The organism is Gottfriedia luciferensis (assembly GCF_002156865.1).
Classification (GTDB): domain Bacteria; phylum Bacillota; class Bacilli; order Bacillales; family Bacillaceae_G; genus Gottfriedia; species Gottfriedia luciferensis.
The window spans coordinates 73,802-89,282 of the sequence record NZ_NCTA01000003.1; the positions used below are offsets into that span (position 1 = coordinate 73,802).

Genomic DNA, 15,481 nt, shown 5'->3' on the forward strand with positions numbered 1-15,481 from the left:
CTGTATTTATGAAAGATAATTATCAATAAATTAAGAACAAACTTTTTCAAAATGCATTTATGAAGAATTTATAAAGTTTCTTTTTTAATCTTATTGCGTATTGATATATTCATTAAAATACCTACCATGGAAAGCATTACAATCAATGAGGTACCACCATAACTAACAAAAGGCAACGGTACACCTGTAAGTGGAATTAACGAAGTAACTCCTCCTATATTTACAAATGATTGAATGACGATAATTGCACTAATTCCTGTAGCTAATAGGGAATCAAATGAATCATTTGATTGATGAGCTATTAGCAATCCTCGCCATACAATGATAAAGATACATAATAGTACTACAATGACACCAATTAAGCCCGTCTCTTCGCCAATTATCGCTAAGATAAAGTCAGTATGAGGTTCAGGTAAATAACCCAATTTTTGAATACTCTTTCCTAGCCCAACTCCTGTTAATCCACCATTTGCGAAAGCAATTAAAGAATTAACGATTTGAAAGCCTATACTTTGTGCGTATTCAAAAGGATTTCGGAAAGCTAAAAATCGGTTTACCTGTACATTCGTTAAACCAATTCCAAAGCTGATACAAATACTAATAATTGGATAAAGAAGGACAATTCCTCCTGCAAATATGAGGATTAACCTCTTTACAATAAAACCACTACAAAACGAAATAACGGCGCAAGTACCAATGATCAGTAACGCAGTACCTGTATCGGGTTGTAATCTTAATAAGATAATATAGACTGCTACAATTGCCCATGGAGCAAATAACATTTTCCAGTTCTTAGTAATCCCTTTTTGCCTTTTTGAATACCATGCAGCTAGCAACATAATTGAGCCTAATTTAATTAACTCTGCTGGCTGAATTCCAAATACCCAACTTTTTGCATTATTTCTAACTTCACCAAATGCTAAAACTGCTAAGAGCAATCCAATACTAACAATTACATTCAGTAATACTATTATTCTCTTTTTGAAGATTGTTGCGGGTATGATCGTCATGATAAGAAATACAAGCATACCTACTTCAAATGCAACTAATTGCTTATGGAAGAAATAATCGCTTGGCCAATGCTCACTCTGATAACGAATAGTTGGTAATGCTGAGCTTGCACTATATACCATAATTAAACCAAATAAACATAAAACTAATAATGGAACAAAAATCATATAATCCACATTTTTTAAATATTTTTTTAACATTACTTAATCATCCCTGCTTTGATTCGTTATACTTTATGTATTCAACTATTTTGTCAAATTCCCTTTATAAATAAAAATATTGTAACATAGATTAATAGATTTATTCCTAATAACCAATAAAAAAAAGTTACAAAAAAACTCAAACAATAAATTGTTTGAGTTCTTGTAAATTATATCTATTTATTCTTTTGATCTGTAAACGCTTCATGCAGGGCAGATAGTTGTCGCTCAAGTTCAGAAAGAAGCTCTTTCCCTTGTTCTGCTTCAATCAAACCTAATCGAGAAGCAAAATCAATTTCTCTTGATAAGCCAAACATTTGAGTATCTAAAACCTCTTCATATAGAGGGCATTGTGGCATTGTTAAATGATCAAGTTGTACATTTATTAACTTTAATATTTTTTCAGCATCTTTTTTTAATAAATCAAATGCTTTATTTTTGTAATCTGTTACAGCATCAGACCTCAATTTTCTCCCTCCGCTTCCGTACAAGCTATACTACTTAATATTATAGTTCTTTTTAGGAAAAATCAACTTAAATCATACGAATTACAAATATCATTACTAGAAAAATGTTTTTTTGCAACACTTTCTTTATTAAAATTACATTAGAGTATTTCTTCAGTTTGTATTGATGAATAGACTATCCAGGTATTATCCTGACCCTTCCTGCTCTTCCTGCTCTTAATTCCTGCCTTTTAATTGTCTTTTTACCACAATTAGTCGTACACTATAGATAGATTCAATTCATAAAAGGAGTTTTAGTATGAGTGATGTATTTCAATTGACTGGTAACGTGGAATTTCCATTAACGATTGATCCAAGTGTTTGGATCTTTGATGAAAGAAAAGTAAAACTAGAAAGCTTATTAGCTGGTGATGTAAAAAAGGTTGATGAGCTTGAACAATATACTAAAAGTGTTTCAAAGCATTGGGATCGTGAAATTGTAGAAGGAGCAAAAGTTGATAATACTCCTCTCTATGCAACACAAAAAAAAGAATGGCTTAAAGAATCTTATGCAATGCCGTTTTCATATTTTATCGATAATAGTAAGCCAAAAGATCGTCATTCAGAAGTTACAATTGAAACTGAAGGTGAAGTCATAAAATTACCTTTTGAAACTGTATACGAAAGTTATTTAGCTTTTTCATATAACGGAAAAAGAATTATTGAAAATGGACCAGTACATTTATATTTTTATGATGGTTCAAACAAAGATGCACCTATCACTTCTATTCAAAAAATAATTTTATAAGTTTTCTTATAATAGAAAGAAAACTCGCCGATTGGCGAGCCTTTAAGAGAACACAAAGGCTTAGTTACACTTATACTTTATTAAAATTGGCAACTATGTCGAGTTTTCTATACATCTCCATTTATACTTTCTTACTGTAAATAGAAAGAACATCCTACCAATCGAATTTGGTAGGATGTTTTTTTACAATAAATCAGCAGCAAGTTGTGCGATTGACGATCGTTCACCTTTTACTAATTTTACATGACCACTTATTTTTTGGTCTTTAAATTTTTCAACAACATATGTTAAACCGTTATTGTACTCATCTAGATACGGGTGATCAATTTGTTCTGGATCTCCCATTAATACAATCTTACTCTTATCTCCAACCCGAGTTAAAATGGTTTTCACTTCATGCCTTGTTAGATTTTGAGCTTCATCTATTATAATAAATTGCTCAGGAATGCTCCTGCCCCTTATATAGGTTAATGCTTCCACTTCGATCGATCCCATACCCGCTAAAATGGCATCAAGTTCACCTGGTTTTTTTGTATTAAATAAATACTCTAGATTATCATAGATTGGTTGCATCCAAGGTCGAAGCTTTTCATCCTTTTCACCTGGTAGATATCCTAAGTCTTTCCCTACAGGAACGATTGGTCTAGCTACTAACAATTTTTTATAGTTTTGGAGGTCTTCTGTTTGCATTAACCCCGCAGCTAAAGCCAATAAAGTTTTTCCTGTACCAGCTTTACCTATTAATGTAACAAGTGGAATATCGTCACGTAGTAATAATTCTAAAGCCATAGATTGTTGTGCGTTCCTTGGACGTATTCCCCAAATATGTTCATTTGAAAAAACAAATTTTTTAATTTTTGTTCCTGTTTTATCTACTACTCCAAGAGCAGAACTTTTCCCACCAAGTGCATCCTTTAAGACAATAAATTGATTTGGATAAAAAGGATGATTTGCAATATCTGATACTGGTAGTTCAGTCTTTTCATAAAATTTATTTAATAAATCTGTGTTTATGTAGTACTCCAAATAACCAGTATAAATATGATCAACTTCAACAACTCGATCGCTTAAATAGTCTTCGGCTAGTAAATTTAAAGCATCAGCTTTAACTCGTACTAATGTGTCCTTACTAACTAAAATGACAGTTTTACCATTTTCCTTGGCTTCTTCTTCTAAAGATAAATTTTTAGCAACCGCTAAAATTCGATTATCATTAGTTTTTTCAACAAATATTTCTTGTAACTGTTGAAATGAGCGATGATTTAATTCAATTCTAAACGTACCACCATTTTCAAGAGGAATACTTTCATGTAATTTCCCTAGTTCTCGAAAGCTATCGATTAATTTGGAAACATACCTAGCATTACGACCTACTTCATCCATATATCTCTTCTTTGAATCTACTTCTTCTAATACAACAGCTGGTACAACTACATCGTTATCTTCAAATGAAAAGATTGCTAGTGGGTCTTGCAATAGTACATTGGTGTCGAGAACATATATTTTACTCAATCCTTAACCTCCTGACTCAAATAACACAGAATAGAATAATTAGACTTGATTCTAAAATGAATATCTTACAAACATTGTTACTAGTCGGAATGGACGAACCGTTTATATATTATATGAATTTCTCTCTACTTTAGAATAGGATTTAATGCTTCTCATCAAAGCTCAAATGATCTCAGACCATTTAGCACAGCTACATCTAATTTTTTTGCAGCTCTTTCATCATAAGTTTTTGCGTACTCTGGCTCTGTCGTAATTTTCGAACCATAGAACATTATATTTTTCACTTCATTTATTTCTACTTCAATACAAGCTAATTTTAATGGGATACCAGGCATCTGCTTCGTTAAGATTGATGCATTACCTGAAATATTAAATACTGTCTCACTAGAGAATAAACTTAAAGAAACACCTTTTACCTCCTCAATATTCGCTAAAATTAATGAGCGTTGATCGACAGCGAAGCGAATTGTTTTATCATCCAAAGCGACGATCCAAGAAATTGCATTCATTATTGGTACATTCTTTTCGGAACTAAACGTACTTAAAAAAACAATCTTCTCTTTATTACAATCTTCAAATAAAGCTGGTGACAATGTTTTTTCAATACTGTTTGCCATCACTGTTCCATCTCCTTCAATTAAAGAGTATACTAATATAATTCAAAGTTTTTTTAAAACTTCCTGCAAAAACCACTGATTTCTAAAAATATATTCTAAAACCTGTTATAATTATGTTAACTTAAGTTACAGATATAAGGAGAGAAATTTCACATGAGAGTTAAGTGTATGATTTGTGATAAAAGTGAATCAATTAGTGATGAATCACCAATTGCAAAAAAGTTAAGAAATCGTCCTATCCATACATATACATGTTCTGAATGTTATGATCGAATAAAAATAAAAACTGAACAAAGAATTGCAACTGGCAAATTCCGTTTCTTAAAACCGGTTAAAGATAATGATGAGTGGTGAATAGTGCAGGAAAAAATAGAAGCTCCATGCGGGCTTCTATTTTTTTTATGGTAAAGATAGGAAAGGCAGGGAAAAGAAATACAAAAAGCAGGATCGGTAGGTATTAAGGACTTTAATCTTTCTCTATCCCCTTGAGCCTGCTCTTAATTCTTTTCTGGCAGAGTACTGAAATAAAAAAAACAGGATTCTGAGGTTTTAAAGACTTAAATCTTTCCCTATCCCCTTGATCCTGCTTTCCCTTAATCCTGCTCATAATTCTTCTCTGGCAGAGTACTGAAATAAAAAAACAGGATTCTGAGGTTTTAAAGACTTAAATCTTTCCATATCCCCTTGATCCTGCCCTTCCTTATTCCTGCTCTTAATATTTTTCTGGATTAACTTTTACTTGATCTAAGAAACAATCAATCATTTCAATCGGAAAACGCGTAGTGCGTTCTTTTTCTCCTTGTGTAAAAGTAAGTAAATAAAAATCTTCCATTTTATCTATTTTAACGTTAGATACTTGATGATCCTCTTTTAAAATCGAATCAAACATCTCATACGTCTCTTTTGCAGCTTCATCTGAAGGTCTACCTTCGTAAATTACTTTAATTGTTAACCAATTATATAAAGCGTCTTGAACAGATTTCATCTTATACCAACTTTCTAACGTGTGTTACGTTATTATGTAGTAGCCTTATTCTTTTTTGATTGATGTAAACGAATTTTGTAAACACCTAATACAAATACACTTGCAAGTAATGCTTCTACAATCGGTATTCTTAATGCTAAGAATGTAAGGAAGCTACATCCTACCATTAACAAAATATAAATAATTAACATTTTAAGAATGCTTAATTTTTTGGCAAATCCTAAATGATATACCACAATACTTAAAACTACAATTAAACCATATAATATCCACATCGAAAGCTTCGTATCATGTGTAATATTGATCAGTTGTGTGATAACAAACCCTAGCCCCTTTGGAGTTTCCAAATCAATATCCCCCTATTAAATAATAAAACCGACTATTCTCTAGTCGGTTTTATTATATCATAATTATTTTAAAATTTAATTATTCTTGTTCAGCGAATTTTTTCTTTTTAGCTGCACGCTCACGCTCATTTTTATCAAGAAGCTTTTTACGTAAACGAATTGAAGTAGGTGTAACTTCACAGAACTCATCATCGTTTAAGTATTCTAATGACTCTTCAAGCGTCATGATACGTGGCTTTTTCATTGTAGTTGTTTGGTCTTTATTTGCTGAACGAATGTTAGTAGCGTGTTTAACTTTAACAACGTTTACTGATAAATCATTATCTCGGTTATGCTCACCAACAATCATTCCATCATAAACATCTGTACCTGGCTCAAGGAAAATTACACCACGGTCTTCAAGACCCATAATTCCGTATGTTGAAGCTTTACCAGTTTCCATTGATACTAACACACCTTGACGACGTCCACCAACTTGGCCTTGAATAGCTGGTTGGTAGCTATCGAATGAGTGGTTAATGATACCATATCCACGAGTTAACGTTAAGAACTCTGTAGTGTAACCAATTAATCCACGAGCTGGTACCATAAATGTTAAACGAACTTGGCCGTTACCATTATTCACCATATCTCTCATTTCACCTTTACGAGCACCCATTGATTCCATAATTGAACCAGTATACTCTTCAGGTACATCGATTTGAACATGCTCAACAGGCTCACATCTTACACCATCAATTTCACGAATGATAACTTCTGGTTTAGAAACTTGAAGCTCATAGCCTTCACGACGCATGTTTTCAATTAAGATTGATAAGTGAAGCTCTCCACGTCCACTTACGATCCATACATCAGGAGAATCTGTGTTTTCTACACGTAAACTTACGTCAGTTTGAAGTTCTTGTAATAATCTCTCTTCAATTTTACGAGAAGTAACAAATTTACCTTCACGACCAGCAAAAGGTGAGTTATTTACTAAGAATGTCATTTGAAGTGTTGGCTCATCAATACGTAAAATAGGAAGTGCTTCTTGGTGTTCAGCAGGACATACTGTTTCACCAACGTTGATATCTTCCATACCAGATACTGCTACTAAATCACCAGCTTTTGCTTCTTGGATTTCAATACGTTTTAACCCAATAAATCCAAACATTTTTGTAATACGGAATTGTTTAACTGATCCATCAAGTTTCATTAATGCAACTGATTGACCAACTTGCATTGTTCCACGGAAAATACGTCCGATACCGATACGACCTACATAGTCATTGTAGTCTAATAATGTTACTTGGAATTGTAACGGCTCTTCACTATTATCGATTGGAGATGGAATGTGTTCAATAATTGTATCGAATAAAGCATTCATATTTGGTTCTTGTTTCGATGGGTCAGATTCTAAACTAGAAGTACCATTGATCGCTGAAGCAAATACAACAGGGAATTCTAATTGATCTTCATCTGCACCTAGTTCAATAAATAGATCGATTACTTCGTCTACTACTTCATCTGGTCTTGCAAAGTCACGGTCAATTTTGTTTACAACAACGATTGGTGTTAAATGTTGTTCTAAAGCTTTTTTCAGTACGAAACGAGTTTGAGGCATACATCCTTCATAAGCATCTACTACTAAAAGAACACCATCAACCATTTTCATGATACGTTCTACTTCTCCACCGAAATCGGCGTGACCAGGAGTATCCATGATGTTGATACGTTTACCTTCGTATTGGATTGCAGTGTTTTTTGCTAAAATTGTAATTCCACGTTCACGTTCTATATCATTTGAGTCCATTGCACGTTCATTTACATTTTCATTTGAACGGAATGTACCAGATTGTTTTAATAGTTCATCAACTAACGTTGTTTTACCATGGTCAACGTGCGCAATAATCGCTATATTGCGTAAATCTTCTCTTTTTTTCAAAATATATTCACTCCTAAAATGTTTAAACATCTGTTTTCATTATTAACTAAAACATTATAGCACATGCACAGTAGGATATATCAATAAAATGTTTAATCTTAAAAATAAAATAATCATTAATATTTCGTTAAGATTGTTTTTTTCAAATTTACATCCCATTCTACAAGGAGTAAAATAAGAATTGGAACAGGAGGATTTACCATGTCTAGCATTAAATTTCGATTATTCTGTGTAGCACTTTTATCAGTAATCTTTTTAATTCTTGTTGGTATTACACTAGCAGAACAAAGCATTATTGGGGCTTGTATATCACTAATTGCATCAATATTATTAGTTGGTTATGGTTTTTCATTACGTGCTAAATTAAAAAGAGAAGGTAAGTTATAAACTTTACCTTCTCTTTATTTTTATTGAAAAAATTCGATATAATCGGTTATTAAGTCTTTTTGGATCGAAGAGTTACTTACTAAAACTGAGCTTTTTTTTAAAATTGAAAGCTCCTCATTTTTCAAGGTTGTACAAATACCACCGAGCTCTTCAACAATAATTTTACCTGCAGCAAAATCCCAAGGTGATAATCTCGGTGTAATATATGCATCAATTCTCCCCATCGCTACATATACCATTTCGATTGCAGCCGATCCATATGATCTACTACCTCTAACTTTTTTAATTAACTTACCTAATTTTTCGTGGTTTAAATAGCGGTTTTTAGTTAACCAGATTGCATTTACTGCCACGATTGCCTCTTCAAGTACTATATTTTTTAAAGGACTTATTTCTTGGTCATTTAAATAAGCACCTTCTCCTTTTTTGGCAAAATATAGTTCATTATGTATTACATCAAGTATAAAGCCCATTTTTCCGATCCCATTCTCATAGATCCCTAAAGAAATCGCAAAATTACGTTTTTGATGAACAAAATTCATTGTTCCATCGATTGGATCAAGAATCCATACAATGCCATTTACTTGATTTAACTCATCACCTTTTCCTTCTTCACCTAATAGGTAATGGTTGGGAAATTTCTTTTTAATTTTTTCATAAAAGAATTTTTCAATTTCTTCATCTTTATTAGTTACTAAGTCATTTTCATTTGACTTTGTATTAATTGTTATGGAGTCGTATAAAGAACTTTTAATGTTTTCGGCAGCTTCTTGCAGTAAACTTCTGGCAAATTGTTCAATACTATTCCAATCTTCTTTCATGTTAAACACTCCAAACTCTACGTCCTAATCTAGTAGTTTTATGGTTCTGTATATCAGTTTACCAATTTTATCCTAAAAAAACCTAATGAAATGAATTTTATTTGACTGATGAGGAACTTTTTTGGAGGGTGGGCATACGATAAATCATTGGGCGGGCTAAAGTATTAGTGCACAGAAAAACGAACCTATTTAAAGGTTCGGTAAATAAAACTCGCTAAGCTTCTAGACGAATTAATTCTAATCTTAATAATTCTAATTTCTTCTTAGATTCGATCATTGCTTCATTATCATTCACTGTCATTGCATCAAATAAAGTAGCTAATTCATAATCTAATTCTAATCTAAGTACAGGAATTCTCTTTTCTGCATCAGTTCTTTTTAAAGCATTAATCACTTGTCTCATCATTATCCCTCCATAGAATATAAGTTGGCAAAAACAAATTGTAAAAGTTAATTAACAAAATTTTCTGATTTTTATCTTGCTACTAATATATGTTATTTGAGCTTATAATGTAACTATTTTATAGAGAAACATTCTACCCATTTGTTTTGGACAAACATGGTATACTAAATAGAGATATTTATTTAGGGGGCTTCAACATGGTTCAACCTTATTTTAAAGAAAGTGATTTTGAAATATTTACAACTGACTCGACTTTAGAAACTAGAATGGCAGCAATTCAAAATGAAATTCAACCGAAATTTAAAGAAATAGAACAAGAAATCTTACCTTTTTTAAGTGAACAAGCAAATCAAATCTTTTTTGGTCATATTGCAAAACATGCTCGTCGTACTGTGAATGCTCCTAAAGATACTTGGATTGCATTTGCAACTAATAATCGTGGATATAAAATGCTCCCTCACTTCCAATTTGGACTTTGGGGTTCACACCTTTTTGTTTTATTTGGAATTATTTATGAAAGTCCAAATAAACAATCAATCGCAATTAACTTTGAAAAAAATAAAAGCAAACTGTTCAAAATGATTCCAAATGATTTTGTACTTTCCTACGACCATATGAAACCTGATGTGATTCAAAAAAGCAAAATGAAAAAAGAAGATTTTTATAAAGGAATCCAAAGATTACATGATGTAAAAAAATCAGAATTCCTATGTGGTATTACAATACAAAAAGATGAAGCAATTACACTTACGAAGGAAGAACTAATCCATCGTATTAAAGAAACTTATAATACTTTGATTCCTTTATACAAAATAAGTATAAAATGAATAAATTAATATAAGTGTTGTTTAATTATACATATGTGAAAAACAAAAGTCTATGCCCATTCTTTACACATTTTTCGACAGGACGAATTTTAGTTATCGTGATTCAACCTCGTCAACTATAAGATAAAGCCCATTGAAGGAAGTAAAAATCCTACAATGGGCTTTAATTTTCGCGAATTAAGCTATTAATTGGAATATATTGGAGATTCCGAAAATTCCCAACTACATTTTTATTTTTTCACCAGGTGAGGCCTTTTTAGCTTTCTGCATTACTCGATATGCTGAGTAGCCAGATATTTCTTCTAATTCTCCACATAATTTTTTTTCCTCAGCAATGCTTGGGACGATTGTTTTGAACTGTTTATATGTTGCCATTAGTTCTTCACGATCGATTCCTTTTTCATAAGCTTTCTCGATCGATGTGTAAAATTGTATGACTTCAATTGTTTCATTTGTACTCCAGTCGTAAAGAATTGGGTATTGGTAATCCATTTATTTCACTCCTATTTCTATCTAATCATTTCCATTTTAACACATTTAGTTATTTCCATTCTTTTTCTTATAATTGATATAATTTCATCTAAATGAATAAAATTTCATCTTTTACAATTTTTTTCTATACAGAAAATTCATAGAATGATATAATCTTTTTGTTTTTCAAATGAAGGTAAAACAGTTTTTAACTTAATGAGAGTAAACAGTAGAATTGTTTACAAACATACCACTTCCGAAAAACACTATTATTCAATAAATGGGGTGTATGTTTTATGAAACAAAATGAAACGCCGTTATTTTCTTCTCTTTTAGAGCATGCGAAAAAGAATCCTATTCAATTCCATATTCCGGGACATAAAAAAGGAAATGGAATGGATCCTACTTTTAGAGAATTTATAGGCGACAATGCTTTATCGATTGATTTAATCAACATTGCTCCTTTAGATGATCTACATCATCCAAAAGGTAAAATAAAACAAGCTCAAGACCTAGCAGCTAAAGCTTTTGGCGCTGACCATACTTTCTTCTCTGTACAAGGAACAAGTGGTGCCATAATGACAATGGTCATGAGCGTATGTGGACCTGGAGATAAAATAATCGTACCAAGAAATGTCCATAAGTCTGTACTATCAGCAATTATTTTTTCTGGTGCAACTCCAATATTTGTTCATCCTGAAATTGATAGTGAATTAGGTATTTCACATGGTATTACAACAAATGCAGTGAAAGAAGCTATATTAAATAATCCAGATGCTAAAGCAGTTCTTGTGATTAACCCTACATATTTTGGCTTCGTTGCTGACTTAAAGAGTATAGTTGATTTAGCACATTCTCATGGTCTTGCTGTATTAGTTGATGAAGCTCATGGTGTACATATTCATTTTCATGATGAATTACCGATCTCCGCGATGCAAGCAGGGGCTGACATGGCCGCTACGAGCGTTCACAAGCTTGGTGGCTCCATGACTCAAAGTTCAATTTTAAACGTAAGAGAAGGGATTGTAAATGTCCACAGAGTGCAATCTGTATTAAGCATGCTTACAACAACTTCTACTTCCTATTTATTATTAGCTTCTCTTGACGTAGCTAGAAAGCGATTAGCTACAGTTGGCGAAGAATTACTAACTGATACAATTAAACTAGCAAATAATGCAAGAAATAAAATTAATAGTATAGAAGGTTTATATTGCCCTGGCTATGAATTAGTTGGAAAAGAGGCAACATTCCATTTTGATCCAACTAAATTATTAATTAGCGTTAAAAAACTTGGCATTACAGGCCACGATGTTGAAGTGTGGTTAAGAGAACGATTTAATATTGAAGTGGAAATGTCTGATTTATATAATGTACTTTGCATCCTTACTCCAGGAGATAGCGAAGAAGATGTCCAAATGTTAATTCACGCTCTTGAAGTTCTTGTTTCTGAATTTGAAATTTCAAAACAAACTACAAGCCTAAATGTTGAAATACCTACAATTCCTAATCTAGCTGTTTCTCCAAGAGATGCTTTTTACGCGGAAACAGAATCAGTTCCATTAGAGGAATCAGTAGGCAGAATTATTGCTGAATTCGTAATGGTATATCCACCAGGTATTCCAATCTTTTTACCTGGCGAAGAAATTACACTTGAGAATTTAGTTTACATTAAAAAGAATATTGAAGCTGGTTTACCAGTTCAAGGCCCAGAAGACGAAGAATTATTAACATTAAAAGTATTAAAATAGAAATCAGTATTGATCATAAAAATCATATCTTAAATGAAGAAACTAGGAAAAGTATCCTAGTTTTTTTGTTTTGAAAATCACATCTAAATTAAGTAGGCATATGATAGATAAGAATATCATTTGATTCGTATTTAAAATTTGCTTTTACGTAAGGATGTGGACTAATTGATAGTCGTGAATAATAAAATTGTTCATGCTTCATTAAATGACAGTGGGGATTCGAATAATCAACTTTATAAAGAAATATTATCAAATTTAACATCTAGTAAAAAATCACATATTTACAAATCCAATAGAGAATTATCATTTGATTTAGCTCTTAGATCAAATATTATAAAAGCTTCAAAAGAATTGATGACAAGTGGTATGCAGTTTAGAGTATTTAGAAGAGCATATTGTAATCCTATGTTTTGGATTCGTACACCAATGGGAGGATTTCGCCTTAGGCCAGGTGTAAGACCTTCTATGGGAATCTATGATATTTTTCGCAATGGTCACTTTTATGCTACGGAATGTGCAACTGCAATCATAATGATATTTTATAAAGCCTTATTAGATTTATATGGCTTTGAAATTTTCGATGAAATCTTCAATAATGGCTTTTACTTATATACTTGGAATTACGATCCAAAATTAGCGATACTAACTTCTGAAGTTGATCGCCCAGCTCCTGGAGATGTAGTTTATATTAAAAACCCTCAGGTTGATCCAATTAATCCAGAGTGGCAAGGTGAAAACGCTGTTCACATGGGAAGTAATTTTTATTACGGACATGGTATCGGAATTCGTACACTTCAAGAAATAATCTTCCATTTAAATATGCATAGATATCCTTTTGCAATGATTTCTGCTTATTTAACGAATTTAAATACAAGAATCAATCCGAATGAAATGGCTCCATATTTGAAGGATAATTCAAAATTAATTCCTGTTACTACGAAAGAAGTTTCATCTGAGGTAATCACTGCTCGAATTGGTGATCAGAACCAAATTGCATAATAAAGAAAAATAGAGGGGACTATTTAGTCCCCTCTTTATGTTTAGCTGCTATATTATTATTAACACACTTCTTTATCTGCTGATTCGCAGTCATCACACTCTTTTACATAAAGAGTTGTTACTTTTTCATCCTCGAAATGACCTACTGTTTTTTCACAACATTTACACACGAACGTTCCCATCTTGTAACCCCTTTCATAATGTTGTATTATTCATCTAACTTCATTATAAAGTGTTATACTTATTTACGCAACAGGCAAATAAGTATAACTTTTTTTTAATACTACATTATTCAAAGGGTTATTTAATGTGTACGTGAATCGATTAGTATAACACATTTATTTTTAATTATTCATAACTCTCCTCAATACTTGGTGCAGGTAACCAATCCGATAAATATTCTGCAAGTTTCATTGCCTCTTCATCACTTTTCAGTTTGCATAAAAATTTTAATTGATTTGGATACGATACATCTTGGCGATCCAATACGATACACTGTCTAGATTGCATACAGATGACGAGTGGCTTCCCAAAGAACATGTTCGTATATACAATGCCAATATCGTATCTTACATCATTTGTAACGAAACCAGCAAATCGAACCCTAACATTTTCATGATCATCATATAATTTTTCAAACATCTTTTCACCCACTCCTCAAATTATAGTTGTAAGTTAATACATATGAAGAAAGAGTTAAATTCATACCGAATACTTGTCTAAAAATTTGAAATAATGTTATGATATTAATGATTAAAAGTGATTTTTTTGGAAAGACAACTTAGGGGGAAATTTATAATGGTTCAACAAGCTACCATTCAATTAATGGATAAATCAAAATATCAAGAAGCAAATTTAGAGCTACTAAATACTTTAATTAATGATTACATACAATCTTCAACTAAAATAGGCCAACAAGTTGACTGGAATTATGAAAGGGCTTCATTTCCTTATTTGATTTCAAATAAAAAATTAGATGAACAGGAAGCTCTTTATTTAAAAAGTAATGATTCACGCTATAATCATTTTGTTGTTTCCATTCAGGATGAAAAAAACATCGTAATAACACTTTTACCAAACTCTACTTATGGTGATAAAGGTAAAGCAAATGAGCTATGCAGATATTTAGCTCAAAAAATCGAAGGAAAACTTGAATTATTCAACAAACGTATCATGTATTTTTACAAACGATAATTTAAAACAAGTTTACAATTGCCTGACAAAAGAAAAAGATCGATGCATAAAAGCAAGTAATCATAATACTTGCTTTTCTTGTGTTTCCAACATATTTTGCGATTAAATAAAGCTGATAAAAAAAGACTAGAAACAGTATTATTTTTGAATAAGTTTGATCACGTTTAGACAAGTACATCACTATTGAAAACCCTACCCAAAATAATTGATGAACGAGTAGTATAATTAATTGTTTTTTCATCGTCATTCCCACCATTCAATTCATAAGACAAGTAAGTGTTTTTTATATACGTTATGCTAAAAATTATTTAATCATGCTATAAATTAAAAGCATGAACAAGGAATTGCAAGGTAAAGGAAAAAGACTCTATAGAATTGGTATTTCCTCTAAGTAATTTCTGGCAAATATACCTTCCCTGCCTGCCTTTCCCTGTTATTCCTGCTCTTCCTGTTATTCCTGCTCTTCCTGCTCTTCCTGCTTCTAAAGTATGTGTGGGGTATTTCGGAGATTCTTTTATTTTTGTAGTTGAAATTAAATACCTTTTTATTGATTTTTAGCAGATTATTATCATTTATTATAGTATTTTCCAGGTATTAGAACGAAAATTACTATTTTATCATTTGAAAGAGTGTAGTTTGTACACTATTTAGCTCATAATACTCTAACTGGTATAGGTAATTTTTTAATTTAATTGCGATTTTGCCAATTTTAATTGCGATTTTGTCAATTTTAATTGCGATTTTCGGATTTTATTTGCAGTTTGCTGATTTTTTGCATCAT

General features: G+C 31.7%; 20 protein-coding genes. 7 read left to right on the plus strand and 13 right to left on the minus strand.

Translation table 11 applies throughout. The features are described from left to right. Positions 1 to 68: 68 nt before the first annotated feature. Both B7R67_RS04000 and B7R67_RS04005 read right to left on the minus strand, forming a co-directional pair. A complete protein-coding gene (locus B7R67_RS04000) occupies positions 69 to 1,211 on the minus strand; it encodes an FtsW/RodA/SpoVE family cell cycle protein (protein ID WP_088067783.1) in 1,143 nt (380 codons plus the stop codon). Positions 1,212 to 1,387: 176 nt separating this feature from the next. Next, a complete protein-coding gene (locus B7R67_RS04005) occupies positions 1,388 to 1,678 on the minus strand; it encodes a YlaN family protein (RefSeq protein WP_088067785.1) in 291 nt (96 codons plus the stop codon). A gap of 298 nt (positions 1,679 to 1,976) precedes the next feature. On the opposite strand from B7R67_RS04005, the gene B7R67_RS04010 reads away from it, so the two are divergent. Further along, the gene (locus B7R67_RS04010) at positions 1,977 to 2,465 is read left to right on the plus strand and encodes a hypothetical protein (RefSeq protein WP_088067786.1); all 489 of its coding nucleotides are present in this window, start codon (positions 1,977 to 1,979) and stop codon (positions 2,463 to 2,465) included. 183 nt (positions 2,466 to 2,648) lie between these two features. Here B7R67_RS04010 and B7R67_RS04015 read toward each other — a convergent pair whose 3' ends face one another. Both B7R67_RS04015 and B7R67_RS04020 read right to left on the minus strand, forming a co-directional pair. Further along, a complete protein-coding gene (locus tag B7R67_RS04015; RefSeq protein WP_088067787.1) occupies positions 2,649 to 3,977 on the minus strand; it encodes a PhoH family protein in 1,329 nt (442 codons plus the stop codon). A gap of 155 nt (positions 3,978 to 4,132) precedes the next feature. Then, on the minus strand, positions 4,133 to 4,594 hold the full coding sequence (locus B7R67_RS04020; protein ID WP_088067789.1) for a PNPOx family protein: 462 nt from the start codon (positions 4,592 to 4,594) through the stop codon (positions 4,133 to 4,135). Positions 4,595 to 4,747: 153 nt separating this feature from the next. Here B7R67_RS04020 and B7R67_RS04025 point away from each other — a divergent pair, with 153 nt between their 5' ends. Beyond that, the gene (locus B7R67_RS04025; RefSeq protein WP_088013081.1) at positions 4,748 to 4,948 is read left to right on the plus strand and encodes a YlaI family protein; all 201 of its coding nucleotides are present in this window, start codon (positions 4,748 to 4,750) and stop codon (positions 4,946 to 4,948) included. Positions 4,949 to 5,306: 358 nt separating this feature from the next. Here B7R67_RS04025 and B7R67_RS04030 read toward each other — a convergent pair whose 3' ends face one another. The 3 genes from B7R67_RS04030 to typA form a co-directional block, all read right to left on the minus strand. Then, complete coding sequence (locus B7R67_RS04030; protein WP_088067791.1) at positions 5,307 to 5,579, minus strand: hypothetical protein; 273 nt, start codon at positions 5,577 to 5,579, stop codon at positions 5,307 to 5,309. Positions 5,580 to 5,611: 32 nt separating this feature from the next. Further along, positions 5,612 to 5,926 carry a YlaH-like family protein gene (locus tag B7R67_RS04035; protein ID WP_407920375.1) on the minus strand — a complete coding sequence of 105 codons (315 nt, stop codon included), beginning with the start codon at positions 5,924 to 5,926 and terminating at the stop codon, positions 5,612 to 5,614. Positions 5,927 to 6,005: 79 nt separating this feature from the next. Continuing rightward, positions 6,006 to 7,853 (minus strand): translational GTPase TypA, encoded by a 1,848-nt coding sequence (gene typA / locus B7R67_RS04040; protein WP_088067988.1) that lies wholly within the window; start codon positions 7,851 to 7,853, stop codon positions 6,006 to 6,008. Between the two features lie 198 nt (positions 7,854 to 8,051). On the opposite strand from typA, the gene B7R67_RS04045 reads away from it, so the two are divergent. Beyond that, positions 8,052 to 8,237, plus strand: coding sequence for a DUF5325 family protein (locus B7R67_RS04045; protein WP_088067793.1), 186 nt, complete (start codon positions 8,052 to 8,054; stop codon positions 8,235 to 8,237). A 20-nt stretch (positions 8,238 to 8,257) separates the two neighbouring features. On the opposite strand, the gene B7R67_RS04050 is transcribed toward B7R67_RS04045, so the two are convergent. Beyond that, positions 8,258 to 9,058, minus strand: coding sequence for an inositol monophosphatase family protein (locus B7R67_RS04050; RefSeq protein ID WP_088067795.1), 801 nt, complete (start codon positions 9,056 to 9,058; stop codon positions 8,258 to 8,260). A gap of 214 nt (positions 9,059 to 9,272) precedes the next feature. After that, the gene (locus B7R67_RS04055; protein WP_056468536.1) at positions 9,273 to 9,461 is read right to left on the minus strand and encodes a hypothetical protein; all 189 of its coding nucleotides are present in this window, start codon (positions 9,459 to 9,461) and stop codon (positions 9,273 to 9,275) included. A 197-nt stretch (positions 9,462 to 9,658) separates the two neighbouring features. On the opposite strand from B7R67_RS04055, the gene B7R67_RS04060 reads away from it, so the two are divergent. Beyond that, on the plus strand, positions 9,659 to 10,288 hold the full coding sequence (locus B7R67_RS04060; protein ID WP_088067797.1) for a YktB family protein: 630 nt from the start codon (positions 9,659 to 9,661) through the stop codon (positions 10,286 to 10,288). A 222-nt stretch (positions 10,289 to 10,510) separates the two neighbouring features. On the opposite strand, the gene B7R67_RS04065 is transcribed toward B7R67_RS04060, so the two are convergent. Then, positions 10,511 to 10,780 (minus strand): UPF0223 family protein, encoded by a 270-nt coding sequence (locus B7R67_RS04065; RefSeq protein WP_088067799.1) that lies wholly within the window; start codon positions 10,778 to 10,780, stop codon positions 10,511 to 10,513. 275 nt (positions 10,781 to 11,055) lie between these two features. On the opposite strand from B7R67_RS04065, the gene B7R67_RS04070 reads away from it, so the two are divergent. Next, positions 11,056 to 12,507, plus strand: coding sequence for an aminotransferase class I/II-fold pyridoxal phosphate-dependent enzyme (locus B7R67_RS04070; RefSeq protein ID WP_088067801.1), 1,452 nt, complete (start codon positions 11,056 to 11,058; stop codon positions 12,505 to 12,507). A 174-nt stretch (positions 12,508 to 12,681) separates the two neighbouring features. Then, positions 12,682 to 13,506 carry a protein-glutamine gamma-glutamyltransferase gene (locus tag B7R67_RS04075; RefSeq protein ID WP_235822086.1) on the plus strand — a complete coding sequence of 275 codons (825 nt, stop codon included), beginning with the start codon at positions 12,682 to 12,684 and terminating at the stop codon, positions 13,504 to 13,506. A gap of 59 nt (positions 13,507 to 13,565) precedes the next feature. Here B7R67_RS04075 and B7R67_RS04080 read toward each other — a convergent pair whose 3' ends face one another. Both B7R67_RS04080 and B7R67_RS04085 read right to left on the minus strand, forming a co-directional pair. Further along, positions 13,566 to 13,688 (minus strand): GapA-binding peptide SR1P, encoded by a 123-nt coding sequence (locus tag B7R67_RS04080; RefSeq protein ID WP_088067805.1) that lies wholly within the window; start codon positions 13,686 to 13,688, stop codon positions 13,566 to 13,568. 166 nt (positions 13,689 to 13,854) lie between these two features. Further along, positions 13,855 to 14,148, minus strand: a complete 294-nt coding sequence (locus tag B7R67_RS04085; RefSeq protein WP_088067807.1) for a DUF3055 domain-containing protein — start codon at positions 14,146 to 14,148, stop codon at positions 13,855 to 13,857. Positions 14,149 to 14,304: 156 nt separating this feature from the next. Here B7R67_RS04085 and B7R67_RS04090 point away from each other — a divergent pair, with 156 nt between their 5' ends. Further along, positions 14,305 to 14,700 carry a DUF1885 family protein gene (locus B7R67_RS04090; protein WP_088067809.1) on the plus strand — a complete coding sequence of 132 codons (396 nt, stop codon included), beginning with the start codon at positions 14,305 to 14,307 and terminating at the stop codon, positions 14,698 to 14,700. A 1-nt stretch (position 14,701) separates the two neighbouring features. Here the strand turns inward: B7R67_RS04090 and B7R67_RS04095 are convergent, their stop codons facing one another. Next, entirely contained in the window at positions 14,702 to 14,941 is a 240-nt protein-coding gene (locus B7R67_RS04095) for a hypothetical protein (protein WP_088067811.1), read from the minus strand. Positions 14,942 to 15,481: the final 540 nt, after the last annotated feature.

What these genes read in the sequence shown, in the direction of transcription:
- B7R67_RS04000 (WP_088067783.1), bottom strand. Translation starts at nt 1,211, where the DNA reads ATGTTAAAAAAATATTTAAAAAATGTGGATTATATGATTTTTGTTCCA.
- B7R67_RS04010 (WP_088067786.1), top strand. Translation starts at nt 1,977, where the DNA reads ATGAGTGATGTATTTCAATTGACTGGTAACGTGGAATTTCCATTAACG.
- B7R67_RS04020 (WP_088067789.1), bottom strand. Translation starts at nt 4,594, where the DNA reads ATGGCAAACAGTATTGAAAAAACATTGTCACCAGCTTTATTTGAAGAT.
- B7R67_RS04025 (WP_088013081.1), top strand. Translation starts at nt 4,748, where the DNA reads ATGAGAGTTAAGTGTATGATTTGTGATAAAAGTGAATCAATTAGTGAT.
- B7R67_RS04030 (WP_088067791.1), bottom strand. Translation starts at nt 5,579, where the DNA reads ATGAAATCTGTTCAAGACGCTTTATATAATTGGTTAACAATTAAAGTA.
- B7R67_RS04045 (WP_088067793.1), top strand. Translation starts at nt 8,052, where the DNA reads ATGTCTAGCATTAAATTTCGATTATTCTGTGTAGCACTTTTATCAGTA.
- B7R67_RS04050 (WP_088067795.1), bottom strand. Translation starts at nt 9,058, where the DNA reads ATGAAAGAAGATTGGAATAGTATTGAACAATTTGCCAGAAGTTTACTG.
- B7R67_RS04055 (WP_056468536.1), bottom strand. Translation starts at nt 9,461, where the DNA reads ATGAGACAAGTGATTAATGCTTTAAAAAGAACTGATGCAGAAAAGAGA.
- B7R67_RS04060 (WP_088067797.1), top strand. Translation starts at nt 9,659, where the DNA reads ATGGTTCAACCTTATTTTAAAGAAAGTGATTTTGAAATATTTACAACT.
- B7R67_RS04065 (WP_088067799.1), bottom strand. Translation starts at nt 10,780, where the DNA reads ATGGATTACCAATACCCAATTCTTTACGACTGGAGTACAAATGAAACA.
- B7R67_RS04070 (WP_088067801.1), top strand. Translation starts at nt 11,056, where the DNA reads ATGAAACAAAATGAAACGCCGTTATTTTCTTCTCTTTTAGAGCATGCG.
- B7R67_RS04080 (WP_088067805.1), bottom strand. Translation starts at nt 13,688, where the DNA reads ATGGGAACGTTCGTGTGTAAATGTTGTGAAAAAACAGTAGGTCATTTC.
- B7R67_RS04085 (WP_088067807.1), bottom strand. Translation starts at nt 14,148, where the DNA reads ATGTTTGAAAAATTATATGATGATCATGAAAATGTTAGGGTTCGATTT.
- B7R67_RS04090 (WP_088067809.1), top strand. Translation starts at nt 14,305, where the DNA reads ATGGTTCAACAAGCTACCATTCAATTAATGGATAAATCAAAATATCAA.
- B7R67_RS04095 (WP_088067811.1), bottom strand. Translation starts at nt 14,941, where the DNA reads ATGAAAAAACAATTAATTATACTACTCGTTCATCAATTATTTTGGGTA.